Annotated in this window: 17 protein-coding genes and 2 pseudogenes; all 19 read right to left on the bottom strand. The window is 30.5% G+C overall.

Going from position 1 to position 21,331, the window contains the following annotated elements; genetic code table 11:
- Window positions 1-6: 6 nt before the first annotated feature.
- The 19 genes and pseudogenes from JO40_RS09445 to JO40_RS09360 all read right to left on the bottom strand — a co-directional run bounded on the left by JO40_RS09445 (window position 7) and on the right by JO40_RS09360 (window position 21,329).
- Window positions 7-2,711, bottom strand: a pseudogene (locus JO40_RS09445) (YidC/Oxa1 family membrane protein insertase).
- On the bottom strand, window positions 2,705-3,922 hold the full coding sequence (locus JO40_RS09440; protein WP_044979114.1) for a CDP-glycerol glycerophosphotransferase family protein: 1,218 nt from the start codon (window positions 3,920-3,922) through the stop codon (window positions 2,705-2,707). Before JO40_RS09440 ends, JO40_RS09445 begins: the two are co-directional and overlap by 7 nt.
- 14 nt (window positions 3,923-3,936) lie before the next feature.
- Window positions 3,937-6,651, bottom strand: coding sequence for a YidC/Oxa1 family membrane protein insertase (locus tag JO40_RS09435; RefSeq protein ID WP_044979112.1), 2,715 nt, complete (start codon window positions 6,649-6,651; stop codon window positions 3,937-3,939).
- Window positions 6,652-6,758: 107 nt separating this feature from the next.
- Window positions 6,759-9,368, bottom strand: coding sequence for a membrane protein insertase YidC (locus tag JO40_RS09430; protein WP_245608835.1), 2,610 nt, complete (start codon window positions 9,366-9,368; stop codon window positions 6,759-6,761).
- Window positions 9,369-9,405: 37 nt separating this feature from the next.
- A complete protein-coding gene (locus tag JO40_RS09425) occupies window positions 9,406-10,038 on the bottom strand; it encodes a glycosyltransferase family 25 protein (RefSeq protein WP_044979111.1) in 633 nt (210 codons plus the stop codon).
- 104 nt (window positions 10,039-10,142) lie between these two features.
- Window positions 10,143-11,033: a glycosyltransferase family 2 protein gene (locus tag JO40_RS09420; RefSeq protein WP_245608834.1), complete on the bottom strand. Its 891-nt coding sequence runs from the start codon at window positions 11,031-11,033 to the stop codon at window positions 10,143-10,145.
- Window positions 11,030-12,339: pseudogene (locus tag JO40_RS09415) on the bottom strand (sulfotransferase family protein). Before JO40_RS09415 ends, JO40_RS09420 begins: the two are co-directional and overlap by 4 nt.
- A gap of 9 nt (window positions 12,340-12,348) precedes the next feature.
- A complete protein-coding gene (locus tag JO40_RS09410) occupies window positions 12,349-13,113 on the bottom strand; it encodes a glycosyltransferase family 25 protein (RefSeq protein WP_044979109.1) in 765 nt (254 codons plus the stop codon).
- A 7-nt stretch (window positions 13,114-13,120) separates the two neighbouring features.
- On the bottom strand, window positions 13,121-14,227 hold the full coding sequence (locus JO40_RS09405) for a DegT/DnrJ/EryC1/StrS family aminotransferase (RefSeq protein WP_044979108.1): 1,107 nt from the start codon (window positions 14,225-14,227) through the stop codon (window positions 13,121-13,123).
- Between the two features lie 62 nt (window positions 14,228-14,289).
- On the bottom strand, window positions 14,290-14,568 hold the full coding sequence (locus tag JO40_RS09400) for a nucleotidyltransferase family protein (protein WP_245608833.1): 279 nt from the start codon (window positions 14,566-14,568) through the stop codon (window positions 14,290-14,292).
- A gap of 31 nt (window positions 14,569-14,599) precedes the next feature.
- Window positions 14,600-15,025, bottom strand: a complete 426-nt coding sequence (locus JO40_RS09395; protein WP_044979106.1) for an HI0074 family nucleotidyltransferase substrate-binding subunit — start codon at window positions 15,023-15,025, stop codon at window positions 14,600-14,602.
- Between the two features lie 82 nt (window positions 15,026-15,107).
- Window positions 15,108-15,713 (bottom strand): methyltransferase domain-containing protein, encoded by a 606-nt coding sequence (locus tag JO40_RS09390; protein WP_044979105.1) that lies wholly within the window; start codon window positions 15,711-15,713, stop codon window positions 15,108-15,110.
- 14 nt (window positions 15,714-15,727) lie between these two features.
- Window positions 15,728-15,859 (bottom strand): hypothetical protein, encoded by a 132-nt coding sequence (locus JO40_RS15080; protein WP_276324829.1) that lies wholly within the window; start codon window positions 15,857-15,859, stop codon window positions 15,728-15,730.
- Entirely contained in the window at window positions 15,860-16,858 is a 999-nt protein-coding gene (locus JO40_RS09385; RefSeq protein WP_044979104.1) for a hypothetical protein, read from the bottom strand.
- A gap of 25 nt (window positions 16,859-16,883) precedes the next feature.
- Window positions 16,884-17,285, bottom strand: a complete 402-nt coding sequence (locus JO40_RS09380) for a sugar 3,4-ketoisomerase (RefSeq protein ID WP_044979103.1) — start codon at window positions 17,283-17,285, stop codon at window positions 16,884-16,886.
- The gene (locus JO40_RS09375; RefSeq protein WP_044979102.1) at window positions 17,286-17,651 is read right to left on the bottom strand and encodes a sugar 3,4-ketoisomerase; all 366 of its coding nucleotides are present in this window, start codon (window positions 17,649-17,651) and stop codon (window positions 17,286-17,288) included.
- A 29-nt stretch (window positions 17,652-17,680) separates the two neighbouring features.
- On the bottom strand, window positions 17,681-18,706 hold the full coding sequence (locus JO40_RS09370) for a glycosyltransferase (protein ID WP_044979101.1): 1,026 nt from the start codon (window positions 18,704-18,706) through the stop codon (window positions 17,681-17,683).
- A gap of 8 nt (window positions 18,707-18,714) precedes the next feature.
- A complete protein-coding gene (locus JO40_RS09365) occupies window positions 18,715-19,962 on the bottom strand; it encodes a nucleotide sugar dehydrogenase (RefSeq protein WP_044979100.1) in 1,248 nt (415 codons plus the stop codon).
- 14 nt (window positions 19,963-19,976) lie between these two features.
- Window positions 19,977-21,329 carry a sulfotransferase family protein gene (locus JO40_RS09360; protein WP_044979099.1) on the bottom strand — a complete coding sequence of 451 codons (1,353 nt, stop codon included), beginning with the start codon at window positions 21,327-21,329 and terminating at the stop codon, window positions 19,977-19,979.
- Between the last annotated feature and the right edge of the window lie 2 nt (window positions 21,330-21,331).

Here is a 21,331-nt window from a genome sequence, read left to right as displayed (position 1 = left end):
AATAATTTATTTAAATTCTTTATGACTCCAATTTTCAGGTTTATATACATCATCTTTAACGAAGGCCCAATCATTTTCATCGGCTTTAAACTTTGTCATTTCAAGCTCTTTATCGGCCTGCCACCCGCCGCCTATCATAATCTTTGCAGGGCTTTTAAGTTGGCTATCCTTAAAAAGTATTCCAGTAAAAGGATTTATTTGTAATTTTTCATCCAAATCTTTAACCGTTAAAAACGGAATATCAGCCAAAGTCATAAAAGTATTATCTATTTTAAGATTGCCATCAGAGTTAAAATCCTTCATCATCATAAGCGGAATCAGTTCTTCAGGTCTAAACCCCGTACCGGCAAAATCTTTTAAAAAACTCATATCCCTTGTTTTCATAGAGTACCTTCCGTGATCTCCCGCAATTATTATACGGCTGTTATTATAGCAATTATTTTCTTTTAAAAACCTGAAAAACTTTGCACATTCTTCATGAGCTAAATAATTTGCATAAAAATGTTCGGCCGTATATTCATTTAGGCAATACTTATCTGCAAGAGGGATTAAAAATTCTTTTTGTAGTATTTTAATATCAGATTGCTTAGGCGGTTCATGTGTTATATTATTTACAATTATATTTATACAGTTTTTATCTTCAACAAATTCTACTTCTTTTGTTAAATTTATAAGTGCAGAATAAGAATCAATAAAAGCCATTTGAATATACTGCGGCAACATAACATTTGCATAGTTACCGCTGGAATAAAAAACTCGTCTTATTTCCGAGGGTAAAATTCGAAAAAAAGAAAAATAAAGCATATTTCGCTTTACTCCATATAAACCTTTTTTATCCTCAAAAATTTTTAAATTTTTTAAAAAAAGCTGGCTATATATTCCATAATAATCAATATTTTTTGCCGTCATATCATATTTGTCAAAAACAGATAAATCCGGAATCCAAGAATAATTAAGCCAAGAAGGATCCGTAAAACTTACATTCCAACCGTTTTCACTAAAAAGCTTAGGGAGTACACTTAAAGCTTCATTATGCTTTTTGACCAATAACTCACCATCTCTTTTATTCATATTATCAGGAGTGTATTCATACCCCCCAAATAGAGATGGTGTACTTAAATTTGTATTACCTCCAAAAGCAAGAGCGTTTTTGAACAAAGTAAATCCTGTATATTCTTTCTTTACGAGAGAATTATTTTCAAAAACAGGATCAATAAAAAAATTCATTGAGCGATCCAACATAAAAATAAAAATATTTTTTCCTGTTTTGCTTACTTTATATGCTTTATCATTTATAACCGTCCTTAAATCCGTCTTTTGCAATCGCTGATATTCTTTATAAATATTTATACCGGAAAATCCGGATACAGTTAAAAAACTAATAACAATGATTGTCAAAATAGAAGGTAAAAATTTTACAAATTTTGAGTATAAAAAACTTAAAATTATGAGTATACATAAACTTAAGGTAAAAATATTCAATATAAAATATTTTGCTCCATGATGTAAAAGTACACTATTTTCAAAAACAAGAAATTTATTTATATCTCCATAGTTTCCGGTAAAAATAAAGGCATTTATTAAAGATCCCATTAAAACAAAAACAGCGATATACGAAAAATATTTTTGAATCTGTTTTGAAAATAGTTTATATAAACATAAGAGCCAAACAAATATACCAAAAGTTTGTATAAATGTATAATAAAGAATTCCTAATGGATTTGTAAAATTATCAAAATTAGCAAATTCTTGAGGAGAACTGGCAATCGTTGTAGAGGGAATAACAAGTCCAACAAAAATAAGAAAGGCAGAAACAGCAGATAAAAAAATATAAAATCTTTTATTATCACTATCAAAAATAGACTTCTTTTGTTTACTTTCAAAATATAAAAACAATTTCTTTATAAAAGGAGTTATCAAAAGGAGAACTGTAAAACCAACGGACATAAAAATAGGTTTCTTCTTGCCGGCAGTTGAAGCAATTACTATCGTTAAAGTCACTGCAACTATACTAGCAATAATAAACCAAGTTTTTTTACTTAACTTTATCTTATAAAAATATTTTTAAATAATGAAAAAATATTATTAAGCGTCCAATATAAAACCAGTCCAGATGGTGAGTTATACAATAATATCAAAAATAAAAAAGCTGTCAGGTATAGGGTAAGTTTGTCCTTTAACTCTAAGCCTTTTGTATACACAGCAGAAGCAGCAATATTTATTACAGTCATTATTACAGGTAAAAGATTCAATGAAATAGAACCGATGGTAACCAATTTATCCGGAGAGCCTAGATCTTTTAAAAATAAAAAAGAAGTTTCTTTTAACGCAGGCAACTCTGATAAAAGCTGATATGCTGCTATAAAAAAAGGTATCTGTATAAATAAGGCAAAAATACTCCTTAATGCATATAAGGGATGATAATTATTTTGCCTGTAATAAACAGACAATATCATGTACCGCTCATCGCCTTTAAATACAGTCTTAATATCCTTTACTTTAGGCTTCATTCTTTTTTGAATAATACGTTCCATCTCTTGCCACTTCTCTGCTACATTATAGATGGGCAAGGTTATTAAATTTATACCTAGGCTCAAAATAATTATTGATAAACCTATATGATCTTGAGTTATATTATTTGCTATAAATAATACAAACTCAACAAACATATATACAGGATAAATAAATATTGTATACAAAAAATCTAACATGTTTTTTTAGTCTCCATTAAGAATTCATATACCTTTTCTCCTGAGCGCCCTCTATTTTGCCATGCAGTATCTTTAGCTTTTAATCTGTTTTCTTTTAAGGTAGAACTTTCGCAAGTTTCTTTAATAATTTTTCTTATATCAGTAAAATCTGTAGATTTTAACTCCCTTCCTATTTCTTTCAATATAGAAAACTTCCATGGCAGCTCTTTTAGATCACCTGAATCATAAGGGCGATGATCGAATTCATTATTACAGTATAAGAACGGCTTGTCAAATAAAAAGCAATAGTCAAAGATAACACTCGAAAAATCGGAAACCATTATATCGGACTTTGAAAGAGAAATAATATTTTCAGGCTCATAATCCCAAGAAAGATTACTATTTACCTTGTACTTTTCTTCTAATTTTTTTAGCATATCGGACTCGGCGATCTTACTTTGAGGATGGGGACGAACGATAATATTCCATCCTGTTTCTACAAGAGGTGTAAGGAGTTTTTCTCCATATTTGGAAAGAATACCATTTGTACCCCATGAAGGAGCTAGCAAAACGGTAAAAGCCTCATTTTTCTGAGGTAAGTCCTTTATTTTTTCCTTAAGCACATCCAAATAAGGACAGCCCACCACGCATAATTCTTTCCTCTTTATTCCGCGCAAATCTTCAAGCTCTCTTATTCCCTGCATTTGATATTCACCTGATAAAAGAACCGAATCAAAATAATCAAGACCGAAAAGTCTGTAACTTGTAGCATCATCAAGGGCATGAAGAATATGACTGTAATGCTTTACTTTTTTTGACCTCTTTAATTGATATACATCCAGGCCGGGCGTAGTCATCAAACAGATATCTGCCTCCAACATATTAAGCCTAGCAAAGGCCTTATTTCCCTTTCCTATATATTCAGAACTTATATACTCATAATTTTGTAAAAACACAGGATCGTCTTCGGAAGATGTATAAAAAAGAACTTTTACCTTATTCTTTTCAAATTCATTACATATAGGAGCAAATACATTCCAGTATTGTTTGCCCTCAGAGTAAAAAACAAAATCGGTTTTGCTTTCATTAACTTTCGTTTTATCCTTGTAGATTAAAACTTTTAATCTTATTATAGCCGTTTTTGTCAAAAAATATAGAGTCGTAATTAGCCCTATTACAATAGAAAAAAGAATACTGCCCGTGCCAGGATCAATATATAACAATGGAAACATAAAATAAATTCTCCTTATTCCTCATTAAAATTTGTTCTACTCCAATTAGCAGGATCATAGACATTATCTTTTATATAAATCCAACCATCCTTGTCTACATCAAACTGAGTAGCCTTAAGCTGATGATGAGCATGCCAGTTTCCTGACATCACAGCTTTTACAACTTTTTTATCTTGCGTTTCAATAAATGTTTTACCTGTAAAAGGATTTTTTTGTAATTCAGAAGGCAAGTCCTTTGTAGTTAAAAGAGGAATATCAGCCAAAGTCATAAAAGTATTGTCTTTTTTTAAATTTCCTTCAGAATTAAAATCCTTCATCATTATTAACGGCATTAATACATCAGGCATAAAACCATGATTAGCAAATTTACTTATATATGTTGTATACTTGGTTCTCATAGGAGCATTTCCATGATCTCCCGCAATTATTATTCGGGAATTATCCCAGCAATCATTATTTTTTAAAAATCTAAAGAACTTAGCACATGATTCATGAGCTAAATAATTAACATAAAAATGTTCTGATGTATATCCGTTTAAACAGTAGTTGTCTGCCATAGGAATAAGGAAATCTTTTCCGGCAAGTTTAATAGTACTCGGCTCAGAGGGCTCATGCGTTAAATTATTTACAATAATATTTATGCAGTTCTGATTTTCAACAAATTCGACTTCTTTTTCAATATTCTCCAGAGCTGAATATGCATTAAAAAAAGGAGCCGAATAAATTGGAAGTCCTACACTAGCATACATACCATTTGCATAAAAAATTCTACGAGCTTCAAGAGGTAAAATTCTAAAAAAAGAAAAATATAACATATTTCTGCGAATACCGCTTATTCCGTCTTTTTTAAGTATTACTTTCGTGTCGGTTTTAAGAAAATCTTGTGTATATAAGCCGTTACCATCTATATTTTTTGCAATAATATTATATTTTGAAAAAACAGATAAATCCGGAATCCAAGAATAATTAAGCCAAGAAGGATCGGTGAAACTTACACTCCAATTATTTTCACTAAAAAGCCGTGGAAGAACACTTAAAGCTTCATTATGCTTATCTACCAATAGTTCGTCCGATCTTTTATCAATGTTTTCAGGAGTATACTCATATCCTCCAAATAAAGAAGGAGTACTAAAATTAGTAGTTGAACCGAAGGCTATGGCATTTTCAAAAAGAGTAAAACCCGTATATTCTTTTTTTACAATTTCTGAAGTTTCAAATATAGGATCTATAAAAAAATTCATTGAGCGATCCAGCATAAAAATAAAAATATTTTTCCCGGTTTTACTTACTCTATATGCTTTATCGGGAGTGGAAACCGATTTTGTAGCAAGATTCATAGTCTTAACTTCTCTATAAATTGTTATAGAAGAAATTACCGTAATAACAAAAAACGAAACTATAATAATTTTTAAAGCTGCACTAACATATTTTCGCAAAGAATCAAAATAAAGAACTATAAAAACCAATATTCCTGCAACTGTAATTATTGAAAGGTTGATCAGTATTTCGCTTAAAGAGTGTCTAAGTTTACCCGCGTCCGAAAATACAAGAAGATTATTTATGCTTCCGTAACCATCTCTAAAAACAAAGGCATTCAAAACCGAAATTACAAGTAAAATTATCGAAGCAAGAGTAAAAGCTGTCTGTGTTTTTTTTTGAAAAAGTTTATATAAGCATACAAGCCAAAATAAACATCCCAGTGATTGAACTCCCGAATAAAAAAGAACAAGAAACGGATTGGCAATATTTTCAAAGTTTACAAATTCCAATGGAGAACTGGCAATAGTAGATGAAGGAATCACAAGGCCCAGAAAAATAAAAAACGCTAGCGAACCTTGTAAAAAAAGAAAAAACTTATTCCTATCATCTGAAAATATATTCCAAATATTTTTAAATAAAAATTTAGAAATAAAGTGCCATATAACAGGCACAAGTATAACAATAGAGGTAAGGCTATAAACAATAACCTTAATTCTCAATTTTGAATCATCGATTTTTACAAAGATACTAAAATATATAAAACATAATACGGTTACAGCATACCAAACTCGCTTATCTAACCTTACCCGATAAAAAATATTTTTTAATAACGAAAATAAATTATTTAATGTCCAATACATAACCAAACCTGATGGAGAATTATAAAGTAAAACAAGAAAAACAGCGGCTGTAAGGTAAAGCTGTATTTTTTCTTTTAAGCTTAATCCCTTAGAATAAACGGCAGAAGCGGATACGTTTATTATAGTCATAAGTATCGGAAGAAAATTTATATATATTCCTCCAATATTAAGCAATTTATCAGGTTTTCCTAAGTCTTTTAAAAACCAAAAAGAAGCATTATTTAATAACGTTAGATTAGAAAGAAGTTTATATGCAGCAAAGAAAAACGGAATCTGAATAAGTAAAGGAAACATTCCTCTTAAAGCATAAAGGGGATGGTAGTTATTTTGCCGATAATATGTCGACAAAATCATGTACCTTTCGTCGCCCGAAAAAACTACCCTTATATCTTTAACTTTAGGTTTTAGTTTTTTTTGAATATCCCGTTCTTTTTTTTGCCAAGTCTCTGCAACATTATATATTGGTAAACAAATAATATTTACAATAATGCTTAAAAGAATAATAGAGCCCCCTATATAATCATCTGTAATATTGTTTGCAAGAAAAAACACAAACTCAACAAACATATATACAGGGTATATAAAAATCATATATAAAAAATTTAACATAACAACCTGCTAATTAAAATTCAAAAAAAGTTATTTTTTTACTTTTGCCCAATTCGATTCTACAAAAATATCCTTTTCTTTAAGATGAATATTTAAAATATCATCTTCTAAGATATTACCAATAATAAATTCTTCTTTTTCTTTGGTTTCTTTAAATATTTTTCCGGTAAAGGGATTTTTTGTAAGGGGGGGGTAACATTATCAAAACCGTCTGTTGCCATTATGGGAACATCGGCATTGGTCATAAAATCCATGTTAAGTTTCAATTTACCGGAAGCATTAAAATCTTTCATCATCAAAATAGGCATATAATATGTCTGCTGAAGTGTTTTATCCTTAAAATCAGTATTAAACATAGAATTATTTAAAATAAAATTTCCATAGGCATGATCGGCTACAAAAATAATTCTTGTATTATCATACACTCCGCTTTCTTTTAAAATTCTCATCATGTCACCAAGAGCCGAAAAAAGATAAGCATCCGATATATAATGATTTAACGTAATTTCATTTTTTGATCTGTCTTCACACTTTTTTATAAACTCATCCGAACAAAACAGACGAGCCTGCGAAGCAGATATCGGCGTATGAGAAATATTATTAACAATTAAGTTAAAACAATCTTTATCATATCCTGTACTTATATCCCGCTCAATAAATTCAAGCGGAGCAATTTTTGCAACAAAATCAAATAAACCGTATGCCGAGGCTTTACTTTGTAAATACCTGCCTTTATTATAAAGTCTTTTACGCAAAAAATATGGAGATGCTTTTAAAAAAGAAAATCTGATTGTGTTCCTCAAGGTTTCAGAAAACGGAAGAACACTATTTTGCACACCTATTTTATGCTTTTGAATCCACTCCCCTACATATTTTCCTTCCATGTTCAAAGCTTTAATCCCATGATAAGGCTCGAATATGGAATTATCCGGTATCCAACTATGATTGGCAAGTGAAGCGTCGGTAATAACCGCATTCCAACCTGATTCCGAAAAAAGACGCGGCATAACGCAAAGAGATTCATTATACATATCACGATTTGAATCCGTATTTTTTTTAAACGCGGCAGGCGTGTATTCATACCCGCCATATAAAGCCGGAGCTCCAATATAGGTATGACCTCCAAAAGAAATTGTATTAGGATATAGTGTAAATCCCGTAAAATTCTCTGCAATTTTAGGAAAATCATCAAAAATAGATGGAATAAAAATCCCAGGCATCCTATCAAGCATAAAAATTAATACATTTTTACCTGTCTTAGTAAAGCTATAAACTTTCTCAATGTGTCCTATAGATTTATTCTTTTTATCTATTTTGATAAGTCTTGTAACGTTTTTATATCCTGAATATATTTTAACCATATTAATACAAGAAAGGATCAAAAAAGAAACAAGTAAAATCTTTGATATAAAAATAGATTTCTGAGAAAACTTATACTTAAGAGTAACTACTATGAGTACTATACCTAAAAAAAGAGAAAGTAAGTTAATCACATTCTCGTTTATTGAATGAATCAGAACTTCATCTGTTGAAAATGAAAGAAAGCCTGTAAGCGAACCGTAATTCCCTTGGAATACAAAAACATTAATTACAGAGCAGATCAAAATAATAAAAGCTATAAATGAAAAGAACGGCTTAATTCTCTCGCTTGCCAAACGATATAATATCGCAGGCCAAATAAAAAGAAAGCCGAAACCTTGCAATAAAGTAATCCAAAGCAAATAAAAAGGGCTTTGATACTGAATTGTATAGGAAAATTCTTGAACGGAAGAAGAGACCAAAGAGGAAGGAATTACAATACTTAAAAGAACAGTGATTGAAATTATAGAAAAATAAAAAAGAGAATTAACGTTTTTTATATTCTGAAAAAATGTTATTGAATTGATAAAGTATTTTAGAAGTCTAATAAAAAACGGAATTAAAATATATATTACCATAATCCCAATCATAAGAATAATAGCAATAGGCTTCTGAGCCGTAATTATAAAAAAAGCTCCTCCCGCCACAATAAAAATAAGCCCTAAACAGTACCAGATTTTTTTATTATAATTACATTTTGCAAAAATATTTTTAAATAATGAAAAAATATTATTAAGAGTCCAATAAAAAACCAAGCCCGAAGGAGAATTATAAAGTAAAAAAAGGAAAACTATAGCCATTATATATAGCTGTATTTTTTCTTTTATTGAAAAATTCTTCGTATATATCATAACCGATAAAAGATTGACCAAAGTCATTAAAAACGGCAAAAAATTTATCTTATATGATAATATATTAAGCAAAGCATCAGGCTTGCCTAAATTATTTAAAAAAAAGAACCCAGAGCCTTGTAATAATGCTAGTTCCGATAAAAAATGGTATGCTGCAATAAAAAAAGGAATTTGAAAAAGGAGCCCCAACATACCTCTTAAAGAATACAGGGGATGATAATTATTTTGGCGATAATACGCAGAAAGAATCATATACCTTTCATCTCCCTTAAATACCGCTTTTATATCTTTAATCTTATTTTTTAATCTCTTTTGTAATAATCTCTCCTTATTTTGCCATTGCTCTGCAGCAGCATAAATGGGTAAAGTAACAATATTTACAAATAAACTTACTATAACTATTGCACCGCCTACATTCTCATTAAAAATCTTAAACGCAACCAAAAAAATCAATTCAATAATCGATTCAAGCGGGTATATAAAAAGTGTATATAAAATAATTAACATTTAAATTTCTCTAAATCAAAAACATAATAAACAGGGCTTAGTGCCTTAATTCATCCCCTATTTCAGAGGGAAAAATCTCATCAACCGTTATGACAGAAGGAGACACAAGCCATATTTGAGAAAGTCTACGGTAATACTTCCATTTATCTGCTTCTATAAAAACTTTTTTATTATGATAATATATTCTTTTTGCAGCATCTAATCCTATGACATATCCATAAGCCCCTGCATAATTATTTAAAACCAAATACATAGAATGTTCGGGTGTCAGCATTTTTTTCCATATTTTTTTTATTTTCTTCTTGACGATTGTACCCAGTAAAATTATTTTATTACCTACATTGATTTTTTCAATTTTTTTATAAACATCAATAAATCCATCTAAAAAAGTAACGTCATCTTCAAGAATCAGAGCTTGTTCAATATTTTCATCTATCATTTTTTTATAAATATTTTTATGACTTATAGCAGTTCCTATTTCTCCCACATTTAATTGCCGCTTAGCTCTTTTTTCTGCCAATTTAGAATCATAAAACTGATCTATGTTTGTTATTGATTTACCATAAACGGCAGGGAAAAATTCATAATCAATCGGTATATCCTTGAGAAGGTCTTGCATATATTTTTTTCTTTCTGTATTATGTTCCAGATTAAGCACAAAAGTTCGCATAAAGATCCTTTATAATTTTTTTTAGCTTGTATGGCATAAGTCGTCTTAGATGATTGTTTATTTTATATTTTATAAGCTCTAAACGCAGGCCTAAAATTGTTTTTTTATTTTTTTTCGTAGGTTAAAAGCATATCGTTACTAAAACACTCAGACAGCAAATTCAAAGAATTAAGCCAATCTTTTTTTTGTGTATTCATTAAAATTTGTATATAAAAAACATACTTAAAATATTGTCTTTCGATACACACAACCGCATCAGTTTTTTCTTTTGCATACATATCAAAAAAAACATTAAAAGCATTAAGATTAGCTTTAATAGAAGCTAAACTTTTTTTTACGGCAGATAAATCATTTTGTTTATTTGAAATTCCGCTTCCATCATTATACAAAATTAAAGGCTTATTTATAAAAGCATAGCTTTTTGCATAATAGGCAATGATAATAGATTCATACAAATCTTCACCCATTACCGAATAAAAGCTTTGCATTTTTGAAAAAGCTTCTTGCAATAGTTTTTTTTTATATACCTTATTCCAAACAGTACCGGCTCTGGGATTTTTAAAATATACCAAACTGTCAAAAAGATTGTCTATCGTAATAGATGGAACAGGTAAAGATAGGCTTTTTTTATTTTTATGTTTATAAGCAAATTCCAAAACATCATAATCGGTTTTTGAGAGTATATCATATAAAGATGCACAGGCAAATATTTCAAGAGCATCATCACAGTCCAAAAAAAGAATATAATCCCCCGAAGCATTACTTACACCCGTTTGTCTTGCACAATGGGGGCCAAGATTTTTTGAATGAGTAACAACCTTTATTCTTTTATCTTTTAAGGCATATAATTTTATCTTTTGTAAACTTTCATCAGTAGAGCAATCATCAACACAAATTATCTCAATATCTGTATAGGTCTGATTTAAAATACTTGATAAAGTTTTATCAATAAAAAAACTGCGATTATATATCGGAATTATTATACTGAATTTCATTTTTTTAAGTTATAATAATTGAAAATCATATATGGAAATTCAATCAAAAAAAAGGAAAAAACATAAACAGTTTTACAAACCCCTTAACTTTCATTTTTAAAGTCTTTCTATGATTAAAACTTTCACAAACACCGCCGAAAGAAGTTATTCCAAACAATAACCTATACGCTTTATTTTTATACTCTTCAGGCAGTTCTTGTTTAAGTTGAAACTCATAAGAATCTTGAATATATTTTTCCACAGGCTTACTTTTATCGACTTTAATACCATTATCCAATCCATCAGGGAAATCGTAACAATACTCAGCCAGCTCTTTTTCAATTTTAAAAATATCATCTTCCCACTGAGGATAGTTTTTAAATTTGTATGTATTTTTTGCCGATTTTTCAGGATTAAAATAAAGCCCCTTTTTGATATGTTCTTCATCCCGCAGTTCAAGAAATGTTTTTAATTTTAATAACGAATTTTCATAATCAGAAATAAACTCTTCAAAATGAAGTAAAAGAACATTTTTATTTTCAGCTTCTGTTTTTTGTGAAAAACGTATACCCTTATACCAGCTTATAAAAGTATTTACATCATCAGTCGGAATATAAGGCTCTCCCCAAGAACTTTTATTTAACACATAAAGATCTCGCGGATCGCGGTCAACAATGACAATTTTTGTTTGCGGAGCATATTTCAAATATGCCGATATATTATAAGCAGGAAAAAACTGATCTATCAAAACTCTTTTTGCGTCCGTATGAATACCGACTTCCAAAAAAAGTTTTTTTATATAATCTTGAGTCTTAGCATAAAAAGAATCATCAAAAAAAGCATAGAAACTATTATTTTTCATCTGATATGTAGGATGCCAAGTATCAGGTTCATATAAAGAATAATTTTTATATGAATATTCATTAAGAAATATTTGTTTTGCTAAATTATAATAAAGTAAATCTTGTTTTGAAAACTTAATAGTATCGGAACCGCGGTGCCAATTCCCTTGCCACTGCGCAGTACAAATCGAATTTATATAATCGATTGAATGTCTTTCAAAATTTCCATTAAAATACTTTTGAAATTCGACTTGGGAGTTAAGTATATTTACAAGCCTTAAAAATCTTTTGACCGCCATGTCAACTTTGAGACGATGTCCTTCTTTGAGAGCTGTTTCCAAATCTCTGATACCATCAGGTTCATGTAAAAAAGTACACTCAAAACCGGCATCAAGGCTTTTTACATTTTCAAATTCTTCTATGATGTTTGTTGCTGCAGAACTGCCGGTAAATCCGTAGCCTGTGCATGTTATTATTTGCTGCATTATTTATTCCTATGGTAAAACACGATATATACAATCACGTAAAAACCAAAAGATTCTTTTATATAAACTAATTGACTTTCTAAAAAAAATATAAAATATCGAACGATCGGTTTTCTTTAAATCGTAGGTACGTTTAGAATAGGAATCAATTACTGAACAGCCGTCTCTTTTATAATCGATCAAATAAGGTTCAAGAACATAAATATCTATAAATTTCCAAAATACATGCCACATATCTGAGGCATATTTCACAGGATAGTTAAAATGATAAAGCTTTTCTGCGGCTTTATTGTCTATAATATATCCGTAAGCCCCATACCCGGAATTAAAAAGTTTAGATAATGTATAACAACCATCTAATTTAGTCTTATATATTTTCCTTTTTAACTTTTTAGAGGACTGTCCAAAGAGTACAATACTATTTTGCAAATTAAATTCCAATATTTTTTTTATTATTTCATCAATTTTTTCACTAATAATAATATCGTCTTCAAGTATCAAAGCTCTTTCGATATTTTCATCAATCATCTTTTTGTAAATTAAAAGATGACTCATGCAACAACCTATTTCGCCTAAATTTAAGGGACCGCCGGCTTTTGTTACAGCATATTCATGATCATAAACTTCTTCTATATATTTTATATCTTTACCATTTACCGCATCAAAAAACTCATATTGAAGATTTGTTTTTTTCATCTCTTCAATCATATATTGACGGCGATCTGTAGATTCTTTTAGATTGATTATAAAAACTTTCATATTTTTATTTACCATACAAGATTTAAGCTTTCCATTCGTTTACTTTTTCAATTACGTAATTAACTTCCTCATCGGTTAATAATGGACTCATCGGAAGGCTAACCACTTCCGCATGTATTTTTTCACTTATCGGTAAGTGAAGATGAGAAAACTCTTTATATGCTTTTTGTCTATGGGGCGGAGTCGGATAGTGAATAACTGTTTCTATTCCGCAATCTTTTAAATAGTCAATAAACGCTTTTCTGTTTTGAACCCGAACGCAATAAATATGCCACACGTGTTCTTCTTTTTGGTGGAGTTTTGGTAAAATAATCGCTTTATTTTTGATTCCTGCATTATACATCACTGCGATTTGACGGCGGCGATCATTGTCTGTATCAAGCCTTTCCAGTTTTAACGAGAGCACTGCGGACTGTATTTCATCAAGACGGGAATTTTCCCCCTTGTATTCGTGTACATATTTTACGCTTGAGCCGTAATTTGCCAACTTTCGTATGACATCTGCAAGTTCGTCGTCATCAGTAGTAACACAGCCGCCGTCGCCTAAACAGCCTAAATTTTTACCCGGATAAAAACTGAAACCGGCCGCATCGCCGAAGGAGCCGCTTCGTTTTCCGTCTTGCCTTGCACCGTGTGCCTGTGCTGCATCTTCAATCACTTTTAAATTATGATGTTTTGCAATGTCAATAATAGCTTCCATATTGCAAAGCCTGCCGTATAAATGCACCGGCATAATTGCTTTAGTTTTTGAACTTATCTTATCTGTTATTTTTTTTACATCGATTAAATAATCATCTATATTCGGCTCAACAAAAACAGGTGTCAAATTTTCGGCACTCACGGCAAGAATAGTAGCTATAAAAGTGTTTGAAGGGACAATAATTTCATCACCTTCTTCAAAAACACCAAGCAGCTTGTATGCACGGAGAATCAATTTTAAAGCTTCAAGACCGTTTCCTACACCAATGCAATGCTTAACTCCGCAAAATTGTGCAAAGTTCTTTTCAAAAGCCGTACATTCTTCGCCGTGAATATACCAGCCTTTTTTTATAATCGCACTTATTTTTTGCGAGAGAGACGGTTCAAAGCTTTCAGTCATTTTTTGCAAGGATAAAAAAGGGATATGCATAAGAAACCTATATAGTTATGCTATACTTATTTAAGATTCTACCTTTATATATGGTATAGATGCTATCTTTTATAAATAATAATTCCATGAGAATCAATATGCTGTATAAACTCACGATGTCTTAATTGCGGATATGAAACAATATCAAAAAAATATGGAATTACCGTCTCTTCTTCTAATTCAGACTTTAAAGCGGCAGCAATAAAAGGAGTTACTTTTATACCTTTTATCGCGATATCAATATCCGAGCCTTTTTTATATAAACCGATCGCCCGCGAACCGAACAATACAGCTTCTTCTATTTCTGTACATTTAGAAAGATATTCAATAATAGTTTTCATTTCATATTCTTTAAGACCGTATGGCATAGCGTTAGGAATCCAATTCTGCTGCAAGTTTATTTTTTAAACAAATAAGTGCAGGCTGGAAAGATACAATAATAAAATCAATTCCATCCTCAAGCATGTTCATATCATAGGTATGGCTGGTAATATTTCGAATATCAAGTGCTTTTAACCAAAGTTCTCCATCATCTATCAGTCCATCTTGAAAGGCCTGTCTAATTGCACGCTTACCATTCTGTACTTCCATATAACCTTGTGCTTCAAGATAATCCTTCAATGTTTTCCATGAAAGTTCGAGAATAATTTCAAATGCCTGAATTAAAGCCATTCTGCAAGTTTCATAATACTTTGCCCCATGAGGATTCTCACCGACATCCGTACAACGATCTTGAAACACAACAAGAGCTTTTTCAAAGTTTTGGAAGCGTTGTTTCCAACGTATAGGATTAGTCATATAATGATTTCTCCATATCTTTTGAAACTACCTGCGTAATCGATACCGCAGTCGGCGGGTAAAATAATTCTTTTCATACTCTCTATACTTTTTTTGCTTCGATAAATATTTCAGAACCGAGATTCGGCATATATTTTTGCATGGAATAAAAACCGTCTAGAATTTCATTTGTTAAAAAACCGATATCCATAAGATGTTTCATCTGAGAATGAGTAAACGGTTTTATAAAATAGTCGCCTAAATTAAGAATCTGAAAACCAACATCTTGTACAATAGATTTTAACATATTTATATCAAAATTTGTATGCTGCTGCAATAAGATATTATTCTGAGATTTATCATGTTCATCTTTTATAAGACCGCTTTCTTTTGCAAGCAGCCGATGAAAAGAATTCATATTTGGGACGTTTATATGAACAATCGTGTTATCCTTTATACAAAGGTTAAAAATATTCTGTAAAAGCCGGCGAGGATTTTCAACTTCATGTAATAATCCTGAACAAATAATATAATCGAACTGATAATTCGAAAGCTCCACTCCAAGATTTTCTAAAAAATCATTATAACATATTACAGCATCGATACTATTTTGTTTTGCCAGCTGTTGTGCATTTTCAAAAAACAAAGAACAAGGCTCTGCAATGACATATTTTGTAAAATCTTTATAGAATAAAAAGAGAGGTTCCAAGCCGCACCCAATTTCTAATATTTGTCGGGGGGGGAGGTAACATTATTTAAACATTCCAACACCTTTTTTCTTCGGTATGACACCTGCACGGCTTCAAAATCATTTTTTGTTTTATAATCTTCTCCATATTTTTCTATATCTCGCATTTATACCTCCAGTGTTAACATTTTATAAAAAGTTTTATTCATCGAATAAGTACTACCGTATGATTCTTTATTTTTTAATAAACCTTGATTCAAAGTGTGCCCGAAATTCTCGGTTGAAACGCCCCATGATATTTTTTTATAATTTATTTTTTTTGCTTCAACTATCATAGAATAATACATAAAACTCATCGGACTTAATTTTGCAAATTCTTCTTTAGAGCATAAATATTGAGTATGTATCGTTTTTGTTTTTGGAAAATAAAAAACTACAGCGCCGCCAATTATATCATCATTTAATACACATTTGAAAAAGGAAATATTATTTGTAACACATTTTTCCTTCAATAAAATAAATTCATTAAAAGAATGAACAGGAATAACTCCATATTTCCTTAAATTTGAACTTATAATTTCATGCAATAGTTCTATCTCTACATTTGAACCTATTTTTTTGCACACTGCTCCCAATTTTAAGCAATTATTTACATGAGTCCTTTTCCCTTGAATAAAATTGGTAAGGATAAAATCATCATAATTTTCCAAATCAATATATGTATTCAGTTCGGAATATTGTTGATATTTTTTATAATACAAAAGATATTCTAAAAGTGCAGGACTTTCAATAGATAAAATATCCGGCGTTATTTTTAAATAAACGGAAGTAAATCGATGTTCTTTTAAATACTGTTCAAAAACTTCAATTATTTCCAAAAGGCTATTACCTGAATAATGCTTTTTATCGATAATTATGCCGCCGTAGGTAGAACCTTTGTGAGAAAAAAAACAAGCCGGATCCTTAGGATCCTTACAAGCAGGAATTACAGCAGCCAAGTTGTCCTTTTGATTAAAAATTAAAAGAGAACAATCCTTAAATCTATCCTCAGGATGGTAATTTAAAAAATTTCTACTCTGTAAAAAAGTTCCATTAACCGACTTATTTAAAACAAAATCATCCCAAAGCTGTTCATATTTTTTTTCATAAGGTTCTATTTTAAACATTTTTTACTGTATTCCTAATATTCACTTATTTTCTGTATTGTAAAAATTCATCATAGTTTCTGATATAATCATCTTCGGTATAATATTCGGAAGCAAGCACCAGCGCTACCGAACCAAAAGAAAAATCCGTAAGATTCCGCCAAATACCGGGAACTATCAATAATCCCTTTGACGGACTATTTAAAAAGAAATTTTTCTTATTTTTTCCATCATCAAGTTCAACATTAAAAGATCCTGAAGCGGCAAGAAGAAGTTGAAATAGTTCTTTATGTGCATGAGCGCCTCTATCTTGAGTTTCAGGTATACCATAAAGGTAATAAATTCGTTTCACCTCAAACGGGACGGTACTTTTATAATTGAGATTCGTTATATTATTAGTATAATCTTTATGCAAATTCAACAAAATGCAGTTATCAACTGTATTCATCTAGATTTTCCGTACAAAATTAATAGATTCTTTTGAGGACAGTATAAGAATGACCGTATTTTCAGCGAATTGCCGCAAAGTAAAGTCTGTATTGCTTTCTATATATAAACTTTTATTCGCATTTTTTAAGAATATAGTGTTTGACTCTTTTTTCGGCGCACTATTATCATCTAACAAAAAACTGCCTGAAAGCGGCGTAATAAAAAACTCTGAATAGTCATTATTAGTAAATTTATATTCCTCACCGGTATTATATATGTTAATAAGAAATACACCTTTAATTTTAAAAGGAACTGCTCGTTCACTTTCAAAAAAAGAAAGATTACCGCGCCCGTCGGTAATCTTAGGAACTTCTATTTCTTTCATATCTATCCTCGAATATCAGCTAAAACAATTTAATTCAGTCCGAACATTTTTTTTATCAATATTTTTGCATCATTATATAGTTTTTCTTTATGAGTTTTCCCAATAACATTTTTTGCATTTATTTTATATAAGTCAATATAATCTTTGTATTGAAAATCAAACACATTAGTACTAAAAAAATCTTTATTATTTTCAAGATATGTAATAAGACGCTCAAAGGCCCAAGAACTTAAACGCAACTGTTTATTTTTACAAGTATCAATAAGCAGCCTGAATTTTATCTCTTCTTGATTATACGTTTTTAACTGAGGAAAAACTTTCTTTATTTCATAATAGTCTAAGTTCAAATAATTATCAAGGACAAATTTACTTTCAATAGAACGGCACATATCAAGCCATCTTGTTTTACCGCTTAAATTTATTATTGGATTTGAAAATCTCCTATAAAAAACAGTAGGCTCATTAACTACAGCCGTTTTTCCGTGCATAAGACAGCGCACATTCAAATCATAGTCATGCATCATAATCAAATTCTGATTATAAGCAGCAGTTTTCTTAAACAAAGTTTTTTTAAAGGAAACACCGGGAGAAGGAATATCGTTCCCTGCATAAAAAAGATGATTAAGCATCTTATATTTATCAAAAAAAGGTTGTTGAATAATTTCATTTAAATCATTACTATTTTCATCTATTACTTTAAGTTTAGGAAAAACTGTTTCAACTAAATCATCTTTTTTAAATTGAAGCATTACTTGTTCAAGATGATTCGGAAGTAAAACATCATCACTTGCAATCAAAGTTATATATTCCGTATTTGACTTTTCAATTCCATCATTAAAAGTCGCACCCGGCCCCCAATTTCTAGTATGCTTAAAATAACGAATCTTATCAGACAAGTATTTTTGAACAACAAGTTCAGTATCATCTTTTGAGCAATCGTCTATTATGACAATTTCAAAATCCTGATAGGTTTGCCTTAAAATACTTTCGATTGTTTGAGAAATATAAGCAGCTTTATTATATGTAGGAATTACTACCGTGATTTTCGTATTCATATCAAACCCTAGTCCCTTCCAAATAAATCCCGCGTATATATTTTTTCTTGAACATCGGCAAGTAAAGAATCATAACGGTTTGCAATTATAACTGCACTCATTTTTTTAAATTTTTCCAAATCATTTACAACAAGACTGCCGAAAAATGTTTCGCCGTCATTTAAATTAGGTTCATATATGATAACATCAGCACCTTTTGCTTTAATACGTTTCATAATACCTTGAATTGAACTTTGGCGAAAGTTATCGCTATTTGATTTCATAATAAGACGATAGACGCCTATAGTTATCTTCTTTTCGGAAAAAGAATCAAAAGAAACCGAAGCAGAATAATCATAATATCCGGCTTTTTGCAAAATTCTATCGGCAATAAAATCTTTTCGCGTTCTATTGGATTCCACAATTGCTTGAATAAGATTTTGCGGGACATCCTGATAGTTAGCTAAAAGCTGCTTTGTATCTTTTGGAAGGCAATAACCACCATATCCAAATGAAGGATTATTATAAAAAGCCCCTATTCTCGGATCAAGACAAACACCGTTTATTATCGACTGAGTATTCAACCCCTTCAGTTCTGAGTATGTATCAAGTTCATTAAAAAAGCTCACTCTCAGAGCCAGATAGGTATTTGCAAATAGCTTTACAGCTTCCGCCTCAGTAAAATCCATAAACAGCGTATCAATATTTTCTTTGACAGCCCCTTCTTGCAATAATCGGGCAAACTCTTTAGCTGCCTCAGTGAGTCTTTTATCTTCTAAATCCGTGCCTACAATAATTCTGCTTGGATGAAGGTTATCAAAAAGAGCATTACTTTCACGTAAAAACTCCGGACTAAATAAAATATTTTTGCTTCCGGTTTTTTCCCGTATTGTTTTTGTAAAACCGACCGGAATAGTAGATTTGATAACCATAACAGCATTAGGATTATAATGCATAACAAGTTTTATTACGGCTTCAACAGCACTTGTATCAAAAAAATTTTTTTGCGGATCATAATTAGTAGGTGTCGCAATTACAACAAAATCCGCATTAGAATACGCAGAAACTGCATCAAGCGTAGCTTTAAGATTAAGCGGCTTTGTTAAAAGATAATCTTCTATCTCCTTATCCTGAATAGGAGATTTTTTATTATTTATAAGATTAACCCTGTCAGGTACTATATCTACCGCATAAACTTCATTATGCTGCGAAAGGAGAACGGCAATACTTAATCCGACATAGCCGGTTCCGGCTACTGCAATTTTATATTTTAACATATATTTCGACTACATTATTTAAATTCGATTGTTCTGTTTTTATTATCATTTTGATATTTTTTAATTGAAATAAGCTGATAAATAAAATCAAATGGAAAAAGACACAAACCTATTATAATTTTAATACAACCTTTTATATATGCCGTTATAGTCTTGCGGTTTTTAAATGTTTGTATATTTTTAGAAAGAATTGTAAAAATACCTGCCCCTTTTATATTTGAAAACGGCAACTTTCCTGTTTTTTGAAAAATACAAACAGTTTTGCGTATATCTTCCAGTGTTTCTCGGTGTTCACTTTTTATTTCTTCGGGAAGAAAATGGCGTATTTGAGTTTCGGAGTAAGGATAACAGAATTCAGACAATTCCTTCTCTATTTTTTCAATATCTTTTAAATACTGCGGATACTTTCTAAACATTTGAGTGTTCGTCTGTGATTTTTCCGGAATAAAGATTTGTCCTTTTTTTGTATGCTCCGAATCTTTTAAGTTTAAAAACTCTTTAATTTTTGCTAAACTTTCTTCATAATTGTAAATAAGCTCTTCAAATTGAAGATGTAAGATATTATCTTTATTGTTTTCTTTTTGAGGTTTAATACTTTGCCGCCTATTTTTATAATATTTAATCCAAGCTTCTACATTCCAAGTCGGAATAAACCACTCGCCGTATATTTCTTTATTCATCACATATAAATCACGAGGATCCCTATTGGCAATTAATGCCTTTGAATCTTTATAGTACATTAATTCTTGCGGTGTTATTGTAGTTGCACTATAAATAGCATCTGCAAGTATATAATTCTTTCCATTTTCATAAAGAGGCGAAAATACTTTTTCTATATATTTTTGGGTTTTATCATAAAAATCATTCGGAAAATTACCGTAATATACTTTCCCAAAAGGAGCGTAAGAAGGTTCCCAATGGTACGGTTCATAGGCTTCGTAAGAGCGTTTACCGTACTTATAATTATAAAGCTTTTGTGCTTTTGAGAATATAGCATGTTCAGCCGGATCAAGAAAGGCATAATCATAATCTTTATGAACGGCACCTAGATAATTTTCCGTAACGGAATTTACATATTCAATTGTATAATTTAAAAAATCGGGTCCGAAATTATTTTTATAATCAATATCCTTTGAAACTTGTAGTGCATTATATAAAAAAGCTTTCACAGCCTTATCTATACCGTTACCTATTTTCAAAGCAGTTTCCAAAGCAAATATATTTTCGGTAAAAAATTTACATTCAAATTCCGCTCCACCCTTAAGAACTGAAAAGGCAGAAAATTCTTCTAAAATATTTGTAATAGCGGAACCTCCTGATTGCGCAAAACTGGAAGTACCTATAATTATTGGGGGGGGAAGAGTCATAT

It is taken from the genome of Treponema putidum, assembly GCF_000755145.1.
GTDB lineage: Bacteria > Spirochaetota > Spirochaetia > Treponematales > Treponemataceae > Treponema_B > Treponema_B putidum.
The sequence above is the reverse complement of the archived record's forward strand: the minus strand, read 5'-3'. Positions and strand labels throughout refer to the sequence as shown.